Raw genomic sequence first — 16,401 nt, forward strand, 5'->3', positions numbered from 1 at the left:
CGTTACCAGCACCGGGTCTACTGATCGAAAGCGCTGCTGGAAAGGTGATTGCTGGCAGAAGTTTTCACGGCCCCAATCTCCGACCACAGCGATGCGATCGTGGCCGGAGCGACATCTGCCATGATGTCCCGCAGCCAGCCTTCATGGGCGGCAGCCATGGCAACGAAAAGCTTCGTACCCTCCGGCGTCAACCTGGCGACCGTAACGCGTCGGTCACCGTCCGGCGTTACACGCTGGACGAGGCCATCGGCCTCCAGACGTTCGACAAGACCGGTCACGTTGCCATTCGTCACCATCGTTCGCTTCGAAAGCTCGCCTAGGCGCAGGCCGTCGCTTTCGCGATAGAGCTGGGCCATGAGGTCGAATTGCGGCAGCGTCGCACCGAATTCGGTCCTGAGCCGTCGGCGGATTTCGTTGGTGATCAGCTTTGTGGTGGAAAGCATACGCAGCCAGAGCCGCGTCTCCGGCTTGTTGCGCCCATGCGGACCGTGGGCGATCAGTTCCAGATCGGCGCTTCCCGCTTCACCATCCATCGCTTACACTCCGAGATATCGATCCTGCAGTTCCGTCGTCAGTTCCTCAGCCTTACCGCTCCAGGCGCTTCTCCCGTTTTCCAGGATGACACAGCGATCCGCAACCGGCAAAAGCTCGGAAAGCGTCTTATCCACCACAAGGATGGAAAGCCCCTCCGCCTTCAGCCTCCGTATGGCTCTCCAGATATCCTGGCGTATGACCGGAGCAAGCCCCTCCGTCGCCTCATCGAGGATCAGGATGCGCGGATTGGTCATCAGAGCCCTGCCGATCGCCAGCATCTGCTGCTCACCGCCGGAGAGCGACCGCGCCATCTGGGCATACCGTTCCTGTAGGCGGGGAAAAAGCGCATTGACCTCGTCCAATGTCCATCTGCCCGGCCGAGCAGCAGCGACCAGGTTCTCATGCACTGTCAGGTTCGGAAAGCAGCGGCGGCCTTCCGGCACGAGGCCGATGCCGAGCTTCGCGACATGGTGCGGTCGCCTGCCCTTGAGGTCAGCGCCGCCGAGCCGGACCGCGCCGGCGCGAGGCGGATTGAGGTTGCATATGGCACGTATGGTCGTGGTCTTGCCCATGCCGTTGCGACCCATCAGCGCCACGGCCTCGCCCTCCGCCACAGACAGGTCAACGCCGAACAGCGCCTGGCTCGCGCCATAAAATGCTTCGATCCGGGAGACGTCCAGCAGCATCAGGCGTGATCTCCGAGATAGGCCGTGCGCACGGCCGGGTCGCGACGGATTTCCTCGACCGTGCCGGTGGCAATAATGCGGCCGTAGACGAGTACCGAAATGCGGTCGGCGAGTGCAAATACTGCATCCATATCATGCTCGACCAGCAGGATCGGCGCTTCCTGCCTGAGTGTGTCGAGGAACCGTGTCAACGATTTGGAGCCTTCCGGTCCCATGCCGGCCATGGGCTCGTCAAGCAGGAAGGCCCTGGAGCGAAGTGCCAGCGCCATGGCGATTTCGAGCTGCCGGCGTTCACCATGCGAGAGCTCGGCAGCGGGGATGCGGGCACGCGCCGTCAGGCCGACACGTTCCAGCATGGCCATAGCCGCGTCGATCAGCGACCCGTCACGCATTACCGGTTTAAGAAAGCGGAAGCTCGTACCCTCCCTCGCCTGCACCGCCAGCATGACATTACGGAGCGCGGAGAATTCCGGTGCCAGCGAAGAGACTTGAAAGGTACGCCCCAGGCCCAACCGGGCACGGCCTGCAACACCCAGGCCGCCAATATCCTGCCCGGCGAAGCGGATCGTGCCGCTATCCTGCCGGAGCGTGCCGCAGATCTGGTGAATGAGCGTCGACTTGCCGGCGCCATTCGGGCCGATCAGCGCATGGATTTCGCCCGGCCTGAGATCGAGCGTGACGCCGTCGGTCGCACGCAGTGCTCCGAAATTCTTGACCAGGTCGAAGATTTCGAGGACCGGCTCAACCATGTCTGGCCTTTCCGGCGAGAAGCCCCAGCAGACCGCCGCGGGCGAAGAGTACCACGACGAGCAGAATAAGACCGAGGAAGAACTGCCAGCGTTCCGTGATGCCCCCGAGCGCATATTCGAAGGCGACATAAAGCGCCGCACCCGCCAGCGGACCGAACAGCCGGCCAGTTCCTCCGAGCACGATCAGCACGATCAACTCCCCCGACATGTGCCAGGAGAGCATGGAGGGGCTGACAAAACGGTTGAGATCGGCAAACAGCGCGCCGGCAAGTCCGGTCATCATTGCCGAAATGGCAAAGCCTGTCAGTCGGATTCGATATGGCTGGATCCCGACCGTCGCGACACGCACCTCGTTCTGCCGCGCCGCCTGCAATGCGTTGCCAAAACGCGAGGCGCGGATCAACGCGAAAAGACCTATTCCGACCAGCAGCACCACGTAGCAGATCAGGAAGAAACCGAGCGGCCGCATCGTCATCACGCCCGGAAACTGGTTGCGGACAAGGATCGACAACCCGTCCTCCCCACCATAGGCCGGCCAGGAGACCGCGAAATAATAGACCATCTGCGCAAAGGCGAGCGTGATCATGATGAAGTAGACGCCTGATGTCCTGAGGCTGATCGCGCCGATCGCAAGGCCCAGAAGACCCGCGAGCAGGACCGCGACGATCCAGATCACCCACATCTGATTGGTGCCCGACAGACCGAAGAGCAGAGGCTCACCTGAGAAGCTATGCGTCGCCAGAATGCCGGCAACATAGCCTCCGATACCGAAGAAGGCCGCATGACCGAAGGAGACGAGGCCGCCCAGGCCCAATGCCAGATTGAGGCCGGTCGCGGCAAGAGCAAGAATCGCGACACGGGTTGCCAGCGTGACATAGAAAGGCTGGCCGGCCATGTTGGCCGCAAACGGCACGGCAAGCAACAGCACAGCAAGGATGAAGTTGACGAGGTTTTCGCGGTTCACGATACCGACCTCACGCATGCGCTGCCGGAAAGAGCCCGCGCGGCTTCACCGCGAGGATCACCGCCATGACGATATAGATGAGCATCGAGGCCACGGCGCCGCCAATCATGCCCGCCTGGGCCGGCGGCGCGAAGAATGCGAATATCTGTGGCAGCAGGAAACGGCCCATCGTGTCCGTGACGCCGACCAGAAGCGCGCCCAAGAGCGCCCCCTTGATCGAGCCGATGCCGCCGATGACGATCACCACGAAGGCCAGGATCAGCACCGGCTCGCCCATGCCCACCTGCACCGATTGCAAGGCGCCGACCATGGCACCGGCGAACCCGGCCAGTGCCGCACCAAGGGCGAAGACGACCGTATAGAGCGTGCGTATATCGACACCGAGCGCCCCGATCATCTCCCGGTCGCTTTCGCCGGCCCGGATGCGCATGCCGAGCCGCGTCTTCGAGATCAGCATGTAAAGCCCTATGGCGACGATCGCGCCGGCGGCGATAATGGCCAGCCGATAGACCGGGTATTGCGTGCCGCCGGGCAGTGTCACCGCCCCCTGCAGGAGCGGCGGAATATCGAGATAAAGCGGAAACGAGCCGAAGAGCCAGCGCGTGCCTTCGGAGAACATCAGGATCAGCGCGAAGGTGGCAAGCACCTGATCAAGATGGTCGCGATCGTAAAGCCTGCGGATCACCACGAGCTCGACGATCGCACCGGCCGCCGCCGCGGCGACGAGGCTGGCGATGAGCCCGATCCAGAACGAGCCGGTCCAGGCCGCCACGGCGGCGCAGGCGAATGCGCCGACCATGTAGAGCGAGCCGTGAGCAAGATTGATCAGGCCCATGACGCCGAAGATCAGCGTCAGCCCGGCGGCCATCAGGAACAGCATGACGCCGAGCTGCAGGCCGTTCAGCAACTGCTCGAGAGCAAGCGCAACGGTCACGGGGAAACCTTAGATCTTGCAGTCTTTAGCATAGGCGTCCTTATGATCGGTGAAGATCTTTTCCACCGTCTTGTTGGTGAGGACGCCATCCTGCTTCACCACTTCCGTGAGGTAGATGTCCTGGATCGGATGCTGGTTCGTGTTGAACTTGAAGTTGCCGCGCGGCGACTGGATATCCGCCTTCAGAAGTTCGGCGCGGAAAGCATCCGCATCCGTCACATCCGCCTTCGCAGCAGCCGACAGGATGAGCTGCGCGGCGTCATAGGCCTGAACTGCATAGATCGACGGCAGGCGGTTATATTCTTTCTGGAAGTCGGCGAGGAACTTCTTGCTGGCTTCGTTGTCGAAGTCCGGAGCCCACTGGCCGGACGCCTTGGCGCCCAGCGCCGCATCACCGATTGCCGGAAGCACGTCCTGGCTGAAAGAGAAGCCCGGCCCCATGACCGGAATCTTCACGCCCGACTGAGCAAATTGCTTCATGAAAGCAATGCCCATGCCGCCGGGAAGGAAGACGAAGATACCATCAGCGCCAGAAGCGCGCATCTGGGCAATTTCGGCGGCATAGTCGGTCTGGCCGACCTGGGTGTAGACTTCCGCGGCGAGCTCGCCCTTGTAATAGCGCTTGAAGCCAGTCAGCGAATCCTTGCCGGCCGGATAATTCGGGGCAAGGATGAACATCTTCTTGTAGCCCTTGTTGGCATATTCGCCCATCGCCTCATGAAGATTGTCATTCTGGTAGGCCGCGTTGAAATAGAGCTTGTTGCAGTTGGCGCCGGCCAGTGCCGCGGGAGCGGCATTCGTGGAGACGTAGAACTTGCCTTGCGCAACAGCACTCGGAGCAACCGCCATCAGGAGGTTCGACCAGACGATGCCGGTCAAAATATCCACCTGGTCACTCTGGATCATCTTGTCGGCGATCTGCACTGCGAGTTCCGGCTTCTGTGCATCGTCCTCGGTGACGACGGTAATGTCCTTGTTGCCGGAATTCTTGATCGCCAGCATGAAGCCGTCGCGTGTATCGATGCCGAGACCGGCGCCGCCGCCCGAAAGCGTGGTGATCATGCCGATCTTCAACGGCTCGGCAAAAGCAAGGCCCGAGGCGCTCAGGCTCAGGGTCAGCGTGGCTGCGGCAAGCAGTTTCTTCATGTGACGAACTCCCGTTTGTTGTTGTATGTCGTTCCCAGATTTTCCGGCAGCGGGGCAGCAGCCCGCCGAACGTTTCATTACCTTCCACATTTGCGTGGAAACTTCCACTCTGCATGCGCAGCGAAACGCAACCACCACGAAGTACGGTTAAGCTGAAAGTTTCCGCTTCAGCCGGAAGCGCTGGATCTTGCCGGATTCGGTCTTCGGCAGCGTGTCGGTGAAAACGATCGAACGCGGATATTTGTAAGGCGCAATGACGCTCTTCACATGCTCCTGCAGCAGCTTCACCATCGCATCGCAAGCCTCACTGCCGGGAACAAGCACGACATGCGCCTCGACGATCATGCCACGTCCGTCGTCCGGCACGCCGATCACGGCGCATTCCAGCACTGCCTCGTGCTTCAGGAGAGCCGCCTCCACTTCCGGGCCGGCGATATTGTAGCCGGCCGAGATGATCATATCGTCCGAACGTGCGGCGAAATGGAAATAGCCGTCCTCGTCCTGTACGAAAGAATCGCCGGTGAGGTTCCAGCCGTTGCGGACATAATCCTTCTGCCGATCGTCGGCGAGGTAACGGCAGCCGATCGGGCCCCTCACCGCCAGCCGGCCGATCGTGCCGCGCGGCACCTCGCTCATCTCGTCGTCGACAACGATCGCTTCATAGCCGGCGAGCGGCTTGCCCGTGCAGGCCGGCCTGGCATCGCCCAAGTGGTTCGAGATGAAGATATGCAGCATCTCGGTCGCACCGATGCCGTCCAGAATGGGTTTACCCGTCTTTCTCACCCATTCTTCGAAAACGGGGCCTGGCAAGGTCTCGCCGGCCGAAACGGCGATGCGCAGAGAAGAAAGGTCCGCACCTTCGTCCATCGCGGCCAGCATGGCGCGGTAGGCGGTGGGCGCGGTGAAGCTTATCGTCGCCTTGTAGGTCTCGATGATCTCGATCATCTTCGGCGGCGTCGCCTGCTCCAAGAGGGTAGCAGAGGCGCCGAAGCGCAATGGAAAGACCGCAAGTCCACCGAGGCCGAAGGTGAAGGCAAGCGGTGGAGAACCGACGAAAACATCGTCCGGCGTGACGTCCAGCACCTCCTTGGCATAGGCATCGGCGATGATCAGGAGATCGCGATGGAAATGCATGGTAGCCTTCGGTACGCCGGTGGAACCGGAGGTGAAACCGAGCAGGGCCACATCGTCCCGACCTGTCTTCACCGCATCATAGAGCACCGGCTTGTTCAGCGCCGCGCGATCGAGTTCCGCATCATGGTTGGCAGTGCCATCAAAACCGATCACCTGCTTGAGGAACCGGCTTTCCTTGGCGCAAGCGACCAGCTCGTCCATCAGGCGCGTATCGCAGAGCGCCAGGGAAATCTCCGCCTTGTCTATGATCTTGGCGAGCTCGCCGGCACGCAGCATCGGCATCGTGTTGACCACGACGGCACCGGCCTTAGTCGCCGCCAGCCAGCAGGCGACCATGGCTGGATTATTTGCAGAGCGGATCAGCACCCGATTTCCGGGTTTCAGGCCGTAGTCTTCAGTCAGCGCCAGGGCGATGCGGTTCGTCCAGTCGGAAAGTTCCTTGTAGGTGCGACGGCGGCCGTTGCCGATCAGAGCAGTATGATCGCCAAAACCCTTTTCCACCATACGGTCGGTAAGCTCAACCGCTGCGTTCATCCATTCCGGATACTCAAAGCCGTCGAGCTTGATTTCCGGCCAAAGATCCGGCGGTGGAAGGTTGTCGCGGGCAAACGTATCCAGATGGCCTGACGGTCCCAGCATTTTTCAGTTCCCAAGTTTCTTATCTATGCGGCTTTTTGCCTTTTGTTCAGAATTGCACCGCTTCCTTCCGGTTGCAAGAGAGAAATTTTAAGTTTGTAATAATTTTCCCGGCTGCCATTTTCCGCTCCGGACGGGTTCCAAGCATGCGATGGCGATGCCAATATGCGGCTGGGGATCATAACCGCATTGAGGGGAGAAAACGAAGATGCGCCACCGGATCAGCGACTGGGACAATGCCTATGCCAACGGCATCAACATTCCCCAGGGCGACCGCTGGCCGGCGGCATGGGTGGAGCCTGCACAGCAATATCGTGAAGCGCTTTCCGCCGAAGGGCGTGCCAAACTCGGCCTTGTCTATGGCGGAAAGCCCCGCAACCGCTTCGATCTTTTCCTGCCAGAGTCCAGGCCTGCCGGCCTGATGGTCTTTGTCCATGGCGGCTTCTGGATCGGGCTCGACAATAGCTACTGGTCGCATTTCGCCAAGGGCGCGGTGGAACGCGGTTATGCCGTCGCCATGCCGTCCTACACACTTGCCCCCGAAAGCCGCATCGCCGACATCACGATTGAAATCGGCAGGGCGATCGAAGCCGCTGCCGAAGAGGTCGAGGGACCGATCCGACTGATCGGCCACTCCGCCGGAGGCCAATTGGTGACGAGAATGATCACGATCACCTCCCCATTGCCGGAAGCAATACGCAGTCGCATTGCGAATGTCGTCTCGCTCTCCGGCGTGCACGATCTGCGCCCGCTCATGAACACGAAGATGAACGACAAGCAGCGGATCGACCGGGAAGAAGCCTATCGCGAAAGCCCTGCCCTTCTGGAGCCGATACCAAACGCAAGGGTAACCTGCTGGGTGGGCGCTGCGGAACGTTATGAATTCGTCCGCCAGAATGCACTGCTCGCAAGCATATGGAAGGGCCTGGGCGCTGAGACCGAAGCCGTCGAGGAACCAGACAAGCACCATTTCAACGTGCTAGACGGGATGACGGATCCCAATCATCCGTTGATGGAAGCGCTTTTCTCCTAGAGGGATGCGGCGGCGCGAGCCGCCTGATCGTAGTGTCCGGAAAGCGCACGAAGGCGGGCTGCCACTTCCGAAAGCGATTCCGCCGAGACTTCCGTGGCGAGCACCGAACGGACCAGCAGGCTTTCGCGCATCGCCTTGTAGCGGGCGCAGGCCTCGGCACCTGCTTCCGTCGCCATGACCAGCTTTTCCTTGCCGCGGCGCCCGGATTTGATCAGCTTGAGCCGCTCAAGCTTCTTTAACGCGTAAGTGACGACATGCGTATCCTCGATGTTGAGGACCAGTGCGATGTCGGCCAGTGTCTTAGGCTTGTTGCGGCTGTTGATGTTGTGCAACACGAGGATGTCGATCGGGGAAAGATCCGGCACGCCGGCTGCCGCCATGCAGCGAACCATCCAGCGATTGAAGGCATGGTTCAGCATGATCATGCCGAACTCGATCTCGGAAAGCGCCGGCAGGGCGCCGCTCGCCAGATGCCCGGAGGAAACGATCGGGCCCAAATAGTCCTTTTCCAATGACATGACTTCTCCTCCCGGCAAATGAAAACGCCGCAAGCGACTGCTTGCGGCGCCCTCAAATCACATCTTCTTGTAGGCGTCCAGAATGGCGGCGCCGTCGGCGCCTGCCTTCTTCGACCAGTCCTCGGTCAGCTTGGCGCCGACATCGGCAAGACCCTTCTTGAGCTCGTCGCTGGGTTCGACCACCTGCATGCCGTTCTGCTTGAGTGCGTCCATGTAGCTCTTTGTTTTCTCGGCTGCGAGGGACCAGCCACGGGTTTCGGCCGCCGCCGCCGCATCGGCAACCGCCTTCTGAACAGCCGGGTCCAGCGCTTCGAACGCGGCCTTGTTGACGAAGATGACGTTCTTCGGAATCCAGGCCTGGGTGTCGTAATAATGGGTGAGCGATTCCCAGATCTTTGAATCGACGCCGGTGGCGCTCGACGTCATCAGGCCGTCGACGACGCCGGTGGCGAGCGCCTGTGGCAATTCGGCGGCCTGGACGGTGACCGGCTGGGCGCCGACGAGCTCGGCGATGCGCGACGTGCCGACATTGTAGGCGCGCCACTTCAAACCCTTGAGGTCGGCAACGCTGTTGACGTCCTTCTTGGTGTAGATGCCCTGCGGCGGCCATGGCGTCGAATAGAGAAGCTTCAGCCCTTGCGCATCGAGTGCCTTTTCGACGGTCGGCCTGGAAGCCTCCCAGAGCTTCTTCGCCTGATCGAAACTGGTGGCCAGGAACGGCACGACGTCGATGCCGAAGACCGGATTCTCGTTCTCGTGCAGGGAGATCAGCACTTCGCCGGCCTGGGCCTGACCGGTCTGAACCGCGCGCTTGATGTCCGGAGCCTTGAAGAGTGAGGCACTCGGATGAACGGTGATCTTCAGCGCGCCGTTGGTTGCCGTTTCCACGTCCTTGGAAAACTGCATCAGGTTTTCGACGTGGTAATTGGCCGGCGGATAGGCCGAGGGCAGGACCCAGGCAGTCTGGGCCAGAGCCGAGCTGACACCGGCGATGAGGGCGGCAGCCGTGAGGCCGACGCGGGTAATGGCTTTGAAGTGCACTGTCATGTTTTCATTCCCCTTTTTAAGAAATTAACCCGGAAAAGCCATTTTCGGCAGGACCAGCACGATATCCGGGAAGATCGTGAGGATGGCGACCGTCGCCAAAAGCAGGAAGAAGAACGGCAATGCGGCGCGCGCAACCGTCAGGCTGTCTCTACCGCTCATCGTCTGGAGCACGAAGAGATTGAAGCCGACCGGCGGGGTGATCTGAGCCATTTCCACCATCAGGACCAGAAAGACGCCGAACCAGATCAGATCGAAGCCGGCCTGCTGGATCATGGGCAACACCACCACAGTCGTCAGGACGATCATCGACAGGCCGTCGATCGCGCAGCCGAGCAGCACATACATGACGGTGAGCACCGCAATCAGCGCATAAGGACTCAGGTGGAAGCTATCGACCCAGGAGGCCAGCGCATTCGGAATCCCGGTATAGCCCATGGCAATCGACATGTATCCCGCACCCGTCAGAATCAGCATGATCATCGCCGTCATACGTGCAGCACCCATCACGCTTTCCCAAAAACTCTTCCAGGAGAGCGCACGTTGCCAGAGCGCGATCGCGAGAGAACCGAGCACGCCCCAGGCCGCACATTCGGTGGCTGTCGCCCAGCCAAGAACCAGCGTTGCGAAGATCACGACGATCAAAAGCGCCAGCGGAATGAGGTTGAGCGTCTGCTTCAGCTTGTCGAGAAAGCCGAGGGTCGGTGCCGGGGGCGGAGATTTGTCGGGGTTCATCAGCGACCAGATGACGATCGCTCCCATATAGAGCGCCATGACGATGACCGCCGGGAGCAGGCCGGCCAGGAACATCTGGATGATGGAAACATTCGCAGCGACGGCGTAGACGATCATGGTGATCGACGGCGGCACGAGAAAGCCGAGCGTACCGGCGCCTGCCAGCGAACCGAGGCAGATCATCTCGTCGTAGCCGCGCTTCTTCAATTCCGGCAGGGTGATCTTCGCGACCATGGCTGTCGTTGCGGCGGACGACCCGGAGACTGCGCCGAAAAGCCCGCAGCCGAGAACATTGACATGCACCAACCTTCCCGGAATGCGGTTCAGCCAAGGAGAAAGCCCCCTAAACATTTCATCGGACAATCTCGTCCTGTAGAGGATCTCCCCCATCCAGACGAAAAGCGGCAGGGCGGCGAGAGACCAGGAGGAGCTGCCCGCCCAGGCGTTGGTCGCAAGCGCCGCGCCGATCTGTATTCCCGCCGGAGCGAACTGCATGGCGATGAAACCGCAGATCAGCAGCGAAATCCCGATCCAGACGCCACCGACGAGGAAGAGCAGCAGGGCGCCGAGGATGAGCGCCGATATTTCGACAAGGTTCGAGGCGTCCATGATCAGGCCCCGCTTTCCATGATCCGCTCGATCATCTCTTCCTCGGATTTCGGAGCCGGTTTCTCGTAGCGCGGTACGCCACCAAAAAGCAGATGGATCAACTCGTCCACGAAAGCGATTGCGAGGACGACCATCCCGATGGCCATGCCGAGCTGCGGTATCCATAACTGCACGGCGATGACGCCCTGAGAGATGTCGTTGAATTTCCAGGACGTCCAGACCATATCCACCGCGTACCAGGCGAAATAGAGCATGGCGGCTGCGCCGATCGCCGTGCAGGCGATCTCGATGACCTTGCGCGCGACACCGCTGAACCTGTCGATGAGAAGGCCCATGCGAATGAGCTCTCCGGAGCGAAACGTGTGGGCAAGGCCCAGGAAGGCCGTGGCCGCCATGCACCAGGAGGCGAAGTCGTCGCCGGCTGGGACATCCAAGCCGATTGGCCGGCCAGCCGACAGCGATAGCATGATGACGAAAATAGCGATCAGAAAAAGCCCGGCCAGCCAGCCGGAAACGAGATAGAGCCCGTCAAGCGTTTGACGGAGCCATTCAGGAAAGATGCTATGGCGAGCATTAGCGGTGGACACGTGACGTCCTCCCCGCTGCGCGGTGGCAAAGGATCATGGTCGGCTCCCCTCGGTTGCCGGTTTTGCAGGTGGAGCTCTTTGCTGGCTTCCTTGCCTGTTGGAAAGGCATGATGCTTCAAAAGATATTTTCCTGTCAACTAATCATTGACGTTTTATCGACGAAATGTTTTCGTTATTGCAAATCAAGCTTTCAACGAGGGGCAGAACATGGCCGATGGCAAGTGGGACTTCTGGATCGACCGCGGCGGCACCTTCACCGACATTGTCGGGCGCAGACCTGACGGATCGCTGATCGCCCACAAGGTGCTATCGGAAAATCCTGAGGCCTATCACGACGCAGCCGTGCAGGGTATCCGCGAGCTCCTGGGTATTCCGGCCGGCGTTCCGATCCCCTCGGAGGTGATCGGCGCGGTGAAGATGGGCACCACCGTCGCCACCAATGCGCTGCTCGAACGCAAGGGCGAACAGACCCTGCTCGTCACCACGCGCGGCTTCCGCGATGCCCTGGCGATCGGCTACCAGGCCCGCGCCGACATCTTTGCAAAGAAGATCATCAAACCTGAACTGCTCTATTCGGCCGTCGTCGAGGTCGACGAACGCGTCCGTGCCGACGGCACCGTCGAAGCGGAGCCGGACGAGAAGGCCATCCGCAAGGAGCTTCAGGCGCAGTTCAATGCCGGCATCCGCGCCGTCGCGATCGTCTTCATGCACGCCTATCGTTACCCGGCTCATGAACAGCTTGCCGCACGGATCGCCCGTGAGATCGGCTTCACCCAGCTTTCGGTCAGCCACGAGGTCTCGCCGCTCATCAAGCTGGTCGGGCGCGGCGATACGACGGTGGTCGATGCCTATCTCTCGCCGATCCTGCGCCGCTATGTCGACCAGGTCGCGGGCGAGCTTGGCGCCAACGAGGAAACCGGCCCGCAGCTCATGTTCATGCAGTCTTCCGGCGGGTTGACTGCCGCCCGGCTCTTCCAGGGCAAGGATGCGATCCTTTCCGGTCCCGCCGGCGGCGTGGTCGGGGCGGTCGAAACCTCGCGGCTTGCCGGTTTCGAGCGGATGGTCGGCTTCGACATGGGCGGCACGTCCACCGACGTCTCCCATTATGACGGAGAGCTCGAACGCTCCTTCGAGACGGAAGTGGCCGGCGTTCGCATGCGCGCGCCGATGATGTCGATCCATACGGTCGCGGCCGGCGGCGGCTCGATCCTGCATTTCGAGAACGGCCGCTTTCGCGTCGGGCCGGATTCGGCGGGCGCCAATCCTGGCCCCAAGGCCTATCGGCGCGGTGGGCCGCTGACCGTCACCGACGCGAACGTCATGCTCGGCAAGCTTTCACCCAAACTCTTCCCGGCGATCTTCGGACCGAACCGCGACCAGCCGCTCGACGCCGACGCGGTGCATGCCGCCTTCGAGGAGATGGCCAGGGTGATCGGCGACGGCCGCTCGCCGGAGGAGGTGGCCGACGGTTTCCTGTCGATCGCGGTCGAGAACATGGCGAATGCGGTCAAGAAGATCAGCGTCCAGCGCGGCTACGACGTCACCCATTACGTGCTGACCTGCTTTGGCGGCGCCGGTGGCCAGCATGCTTGCCTGACGGCCGATGCGCTCGGCATTTCCACCGTTCTGATCCACCCGTTCTCCGGCATTCTTTCCGCCTATGGCATGGGGCTTGCCGATATCCGCGCCACCCGCCAGCGGACGATTTCGCTCGGGCTTTCGGCAGCGCTCGAAATGCTTTCTCCGATCCGCGAGGAACTTACGGCAAGCGTGCTTGAGGAAATGGCCTCGCAGGGCGTCTCTGACTCCGAAACCGACGTGTTGCATCGCGCTCATCTACGCTATCATGGCACGGATACGACCTTGGCCGTAACTCTCGATGGTGCGCCCGAGATGATCGCCGCTTTCGAGACGGCGCACAGGAAGCAATTCGGCTTCATCTTCGAGAATCGTGAGATCATTTTCGAAGCCTATGAAGTGGAAGCGATCGGCGGCGGCGCCTCTTCCGCCGAGCCGGAATTTCCGCTCGAAAGCTCCATGCCGGCTGCGAGCGAGAAGACGAAATTCTTTTCGGGCGGCGCATGGCGTGAGGCTCCCGTCTATCGCCGATCCGACATCAAGCCGGGTGCCAGAGCGAACGGCCCCTGCCTCGTCGTGGAGCCCCACCAAACGATCGTCGTCGAAGACGGCTGGGCCTTCGAGATCACCAAATTGAACCATGTGGTGCTGAAACGCGTCGCCGAGCTTTCCCGCGCGATGCCGATCGGCACGCAAGCCGATCCGGTGCTGCTTGAAGTGTTCAACAATCTCTTCATGTCGATCGCCGAGCAGATGGGCGTCACGCTGCAGAACACCGCCTCCTCGGTCAATATCAAGGAACGGCTCGACTTCTCCTGCGCCGTCTTCGACGAAAACGGCGCGCTGGTGGCGAACGCCCCGCACATGCCGGTGCATCTCGGCTCCATGGACCGATCCGTCGAGACGGTAATCGCTGTAAACAAGGGAAAAATCCGCCCTGGCGACGTCTTCGCTCTCAACGCGCCCTATAACGGCGGCACGCACCTGCCGGATATCACCGTCGTCACGCCGGTTTTTGACGAGAAGGCGCAAGAGGCGGGGAGCGCCGAAGGCGCGACAGGGAACAAAGAACCGAAGATTCTCTTCTACGTCGCCTCGCGCGGCCACCACGCCGATGTCGGGGGCACTGCGCCGGGCTCCATGACGCCTCTTGCGACGACGGTGGACGAGGAAGGCGTTCTTTTCGACAACGTTCTCCTGGTCGACCGCGGCCGCTTCGACGAGGCAGGCATTACAAGGCTCCTCTCGGACCACCCCTACCCCGCCCGCAACGTCGCCCAGAACGTCGCGGACCTGCGTGCGCAGATCGCCGCCAACGAAAAGGGTGTGCACGAGATGCGCAAGATGATCGCGCAATTCGGTCTCGACGTTGTGAAGGCCTATATGGGCCATGTGCAAGACAATGCGGAAGAAAGCGTCCGCCGGGTCGTCGCAAAGCTTAACGACGCGGAGTTCTCCTATCCGACCGACCAGGGCAGCGTCATCAAGGTCAGGATCACGGTGGACCGGGACAAGCGCGAAGCGACCGTCGATTTCACCGGCACCAGCCCGCAGAAAAAGAACAATTTTAATGCCCCGGAGCCGGTGACGCGCGCCGCCGTGCTCTACGTCTTCCGGGTGATGGTGGAAAGCGCGATCCCGATGAATGCCGGCTGCCTCAGGCCGATCCGCATCGTCGTGCCGGAAGGCTCGATGCTGAAACCGCAATATCCGGCGGCCGTCGTCGCCGGCAATGTGGAAACCAGCCAGCACGTCACCAATGCGCTCTTCGGCGCGCTGGGCGCGATGGCCGCGAGCCAGGGCACGATGAACAACCTCACCTTCGGCAATGCGACCTACCAGTATTACGAGACGCTGTGCTCCGGCTCGCCCGCCGGCCACTTCAACGACGGCACCGGCTTTGCCGGCACGGACGCCGTGCATGTGCACATGACCAATTCCCGCCTCACCGATCCGGAGATCCTGGAAACCCGGTATCCGGTGTTGCTCGAAGACTTCCACATCCGGCCGAACTCGGGCGGCAAGGGCAGGTTTTCCGCCGGCAACGGCACCGAGCGCACCATCCGCTTCCTGGAGAGAATGGATTGCGCCATGCTTTCCTCGCACCGCACGATCCGGCCGCACGGTCTTGACGGCGGCGAGGCGGGCGAGCTCGGCCAGACCCTGGTGCGGCGCCTGGACGGGACGATCGAAGAGCTCGCCGGCTGCGACCAGACGGTGATCGAGGCCGGCGAAGCGGTGATCGTCGTCACGCCGACCGCGGGGGGCTATGGCAAAGCGGGCTGATTTGTCCTAACCCGCAGGGGATGACGAAACAGATCGCGATCATCGGCGGCGGACCGGCAGGATTGATGGCGGCGGAAGTTCTTTCCGCTGCCCATTATGCTGTGACTGTCTATGATGCCATGCCGACCTTCGGTCGGAAATTCCTGTTGGCCGGCAAGTCCGGGCTCAACATCACCCATTCGGAGGATTTTGCGCGGTTTGCGGAGCGCTTCGGCGCGGCGTCCGCTCGCCTGCGGCCTGCCCTTGAAGCCTTCAAGCCGGACGATATCCGGGCCTGGGCGCTCGGCCTTGGCACGGAGACCTTCGTCGGCACGTCCGGCCGCGTCTTTCCCAAGGTCATGAAGGCCTCGCCGCTTTTGCGCGCCTGGATAAGGCGCCTGGAAGCGCAGGGCGTCCAGTTGAAGAGACGGCACCGCTGGACAGGCTTTGCGAACGATGGCTATCGCTTCGAAACCCCGGAAGGAGTGACGGTGATCCACCCGGATGCGGTGCTGCTGGCGCTTGGCGGCGCAAGCTGGCCGCGCCTCGGTTCCGACGCAGCCTGGGTGCCCTGGGTCGAGCAGAAAGGCGTCACGATCGCCGATCTCCAACCGGCCAATTGCGGTTTCGACGTCGCCTGGAGCGAGCCGTTTCGAGAGCGTTTTGCCGGCGTGCCGCTGAAATCCATCTCCGCATCATCCGATGCCGGCACGATACAAGGTGAGTTCGTCATTTCCAGGCAGGGGATAGAAGGCAGCCTTGTCTATGCTCACGCAGCAGCATTGCGAGACCGCCTCGAACGGGAAGGCCATGCCGCGCTGACGGTCGACCTGGCACCCGGACGTTCGGCCGAGCGCCTGGCGCTGGACCTTGCCCGGCTTAATTCCAAAATGAGCTTCTCCAACCGGCTGCGCAAAGGCGCGGGGCTCGAAGGCGTAAAGACTGCCCTGCTGCGAGAACTCGCGCCGGAAGCGAACCGCATGGCGCCAAAGGAACTGGCCCTATTCATCAAGGCGCTGCCCATTCCGCTCGTCCGGCCGCGTCCGATTGCCGAGGCAATATCCTCAGCGGGCGGGATCGCGTGGAGCAATCTTGATGAAAACTACATGCTGAAGCCCCTACCGGGTCTTTTTGTCGCAGGCGAGATGCTTGATTGGGAGGCCCCGACTGGTGGTTATCTACTCACCGCCTGTTTCGCCACGGGCCGCGCCGCAGCAAAGGGTATCGAAGCCTGGCTTCGCTGACGACC

The 16,401-nt window shown here is 61.6% G+C and carries 14 protein-coding genes; 3 read left to right on the forward strand and 11 right to left on the reverse strand.

All coding sequences use genetic code 11. The features are described from left to right. Window positions 1-17 precede the first annotated feature (17 nt). The 7 genes from J2046_RS06855 to J2046_RS06885 form a co-directional block, all read right to left on the reverse strand. Window positions 18-533, reverse strand: coding sequence for a MarR family winged helix-turn-helix transcriptional regulator (locus J2046_RS06855; protein WP_210050468.1), 516 nt, complete (start codon window positions 531-533; stop codon window positions 18-20). Window positions 534-536: 3 nt separating this feature from the next. Then, window positions 537-1,220 (reverse strand): ABC transporter ATP-binding protein, encoded by a 684-nt coding sequence (locus J2046_RS06860; protein ID WP_411828476.1) that lies wholly within the window; start codon window positions 1,218-1,220, stop codon window positions 537-539. Next, on the reverse strand, window positions 1,220-1,969 hold the full coding sequence (locus J2046_RS06865) for an ABC transporter ATP-binding protein (RefSeq protein WP_210050469.1): 750 nt from the start codon (window positions 1,967-1,969) through the stop codon (window positions 1,220-1,222). The genes J2046_RS06860 and J2046_RS06865 overlap by 1 nt, the downstream gene beginning before the upstream one ends. Continuing rightward, window positions 1,962-2,951: a branched-chain amino acid ABC transporter permease gene (locus J2046_RS06870; RefSeq protein WP_210050470.1), complete on the reverse strand. Its 990-nt coding sequence runs from the start codon at window positions 2,949-2,951 to the stop codon at window positions 1,962-1,964. The genes J2046_RS06865 and J2046_RS06870 overlap by 8 nt, the downstream gene beginning before the upstream one ends. Continuing rightward, the gene (locus tag J2046_RS06875) at window positions 2,944-3,867 is read right to left on the reverse strand and encodes a branched-chain amino acid ABC transporter permease (protein WP_210050471.1); all 924 of its coding nucleotides are present in this window, start codon (window positions 3,865-3,867) and stop codon (window positions 2,944-2,946) included. The genes J2046_RS06870 and J2046_RS06875 overlap by 8 nt, the downstream gene beginning before the upstream one ends. 9 nt (window positions 3,868-3,876) lie before the next feature. Next, the gene (locus J2046_RS06880) at window positions 3,877-5,013 is read right to left on the reverse strand and encodes an ABC transporter substrate-binding protein (protein WP_210050472.1); all 1,137 of its coding nucleotides are present in this window, start codon (window positions 5,011-5,013) and stop codon (window positions 3,877-3,879) included. 147 nt (window positions 5,014-5,160) lie between these two features. Further along, complete coding sequence (locus tag J2046_RS06885) at window positions 5,161-6,786, reverse strand: AMP-binding protein (RefSeq protein ID WP_210050474.1); 1,626 nt, start codon at window positions 6,784-6,786, stop codon at window positions 5,161-5,163. A 205-nt stretch (window positions 6,787-6,991) separates the two neighbouring features. Between J2046_RS06885 and J2046_RS06890 the strand changes: the two genes are divergently transcribed. Then, window positions 6,992-7,816, forward strand: coding sequence for an alpha/beta hydrolase (locus J2046_RS06890; protein WP_210050475.1), 825 nt, complete (start codon window positions 6,992-6,994; stop codon window positions 7,814-7,816). Here the strand turns inward: J2046_RS06890 and J2046_RS06895 are convergent. Genes J2046_RS06895 through J2046_RS06910 form a run of 4 tightly spaced genes read right to left on the reverse strand, consistent with a single transcriptional unit; the run spans window position 7,813 to window position 11,309 of the window. Beyond that, window positions 7,813-8,334 carry a winged helix DNA-binding protein gene (locus tag J2046_RS06895; RefSeq protein ID WP_210050476.1) on the reverse strand — a complete coding sequence of 174 codons (522 nt, stop codon included), beginning with the start codon at window positions 8,332-8,334 and terminating at the stop codon, window positions 7,813-7,815. The two genes, J2046_RS06890 and J2046_RS06895, sit on opposite strands and share 4 nt — an antisense overlap. A gap of 57 nt (window positions 8,335-8,391) precedes the next feature. Continuing rightward, window positions 8,392-9,381, reverse strand: coding sequence for a TRAP transporter substrate-binding protein (locus J2046_RS06900; RefSeq protein ID WP_210050477.1), 990 nt, complete (start codon window positions 9,379-9,381; stop codon window positions 8,392-8,394). Window positions 9,382-9,405: 24 nt separating this feature from the next. Then, complete coding sequence (locus J2046_RS06905) at window positions 9,406-10,722, reverse strand: TRAP transporter large permease (RefSeq protein WP_210050478.1); 1,317 nt, start codon at window positions 10,720-10,722, stop codon at window positions 9,406-9,408. Between the two features lie 2 nt (window positions 10,723-10,724). After that, entirely contained in the window at window positions 10,725-11,309 is a 585-nt protein-coding gene (locus J2046_RS06910) for a TRAP transporter small permease (protein ID WP_325169729.1), read from the reverse strand. Between the two features lie 207 nt (window positions 11,310-11,516). Here J2046_RS06910 and J2046_RS06915 point away from each other — a divergent pair, with 207 nt between their 5' ends. Continuing rightward, window positions 11,517-15,173, forward strand: coding sequence for a hydantoinase B/oxoprolinase family protein (locus J2046_RS06915; protein ID WP_210050479.1), 3,657 nt, complete (start codon window positions 11,517-11,519; stop codon window positions 15,171-15,173). Between the two features lie 20 nt (window positions 15,174-15,193). Continuing rightward, window positions 15,194-16,396, forward strand: coding sequence for a TIGR03862 family flavoprotein (locus tag J2046_RS06920; protein ID WP_210050480.1), 1,203 nt, complete (start codon window positions 15,194-15,196; stop codon window positions 16,394-16,396). Window positions 16,397-16,401 lie beyond the last annotated feature (5 nt).

Origin of the sequence: Neorhizobium petrolearium, assembly GCF_017873175.1 — a bacterium.
Taxonomy (GTDB): Bacteria; Pseudomonadota; Alphaproteobacteria; order Rhizobiales; family Rhizobiaceae; genus Neorhizobium; species Neorhizobium petrolearium.

Bases quoted from the DNA above. Each gene is read 5' to 3' on its own strand.
- J2046_RS06885 (WP_210050474.1), bottom strand. From the start codon at position 6,786: ATGCTGGGACCGTCAGGCCATCTGGATACGTTTGCCCGCGACAACCTT.
- J2046_RS06860 (WP_411828476.1), bottom strand. From the start codon at position 1,220: ATGCTGCTGGACGTCTCCCGGATCGAAGCATTTTATGGCGCGAGCCAG.
- J2046_RS06870 (WP_210050470.1), bottom strand. From the start codon at position 2,951: ATGCGTGAGGTCGGTATCGTGAACCGCGAAAACCTCGTCAACTTCATC.
- J2046_RS06900 (WP_210050477.1), bottom strand. From the start codon at position 9,381: ATGACAGTGCACTTCAAAGCCATTACCCGCGTCGGCCTCACGGCTGCC.
- J2046_RS06855 (WP_210050468.1), bottom strand. From the start codon at position 533: ATGGATGGTGAAGCGGGAAGCGCCGATCTGGAACTGATCGCCCACGGT.
- J2046_RS06915 (WP_210050479.1), top strand. From the start codon at position 11,517: ATGGCCGATGGCAAGTGGGACTTCTGGATCGACCGCGGCGGCACCTTC.
- J2046_RS06865 (WP_210050469.1), bottom strand. From the start codon at position 1,969: ATGGTTGAGCCGGTCCTCGAAATCTTCGACCTGGTCAAGAATTTCGGA.
- J2046_RS06895 (WP_210050476.1), bottom strand. From the start codon at position 8,334: ATGTCATTGGAAAAGGACTATTTGGGCCCGATCGTTTCCTCCGGGCAT.
- J2046_RS06920 (WP_210050480.1), top strand. From the start codon at position 15,194: ATGACGAAACAGATCGCGATCATCGGCGGCGGACCGGCAGGATTGATG.
- J2046_RS06905 (WP_210050478.1), bottom strand. From the start codon at position 10,722: ATGGACGCCTCGAACCTTGTCGAAATATCGGCGCTCATCCTCGGCGCC.
- J2046_RS06890 (WP_210050475.1), top strand. From the start codon at position 6,992: ATGCGCCACCGGATCAGCGACTGGGACAATGCCTATGCCAACGGCATC.
- J2046_RS06880 (WP_210050472.1), bottom strand. From the start codon at position 5,013: ATGAAGAAACTGCTTGCCGCAGCCACGCTGACCCTGAGCCTGAGCGCC.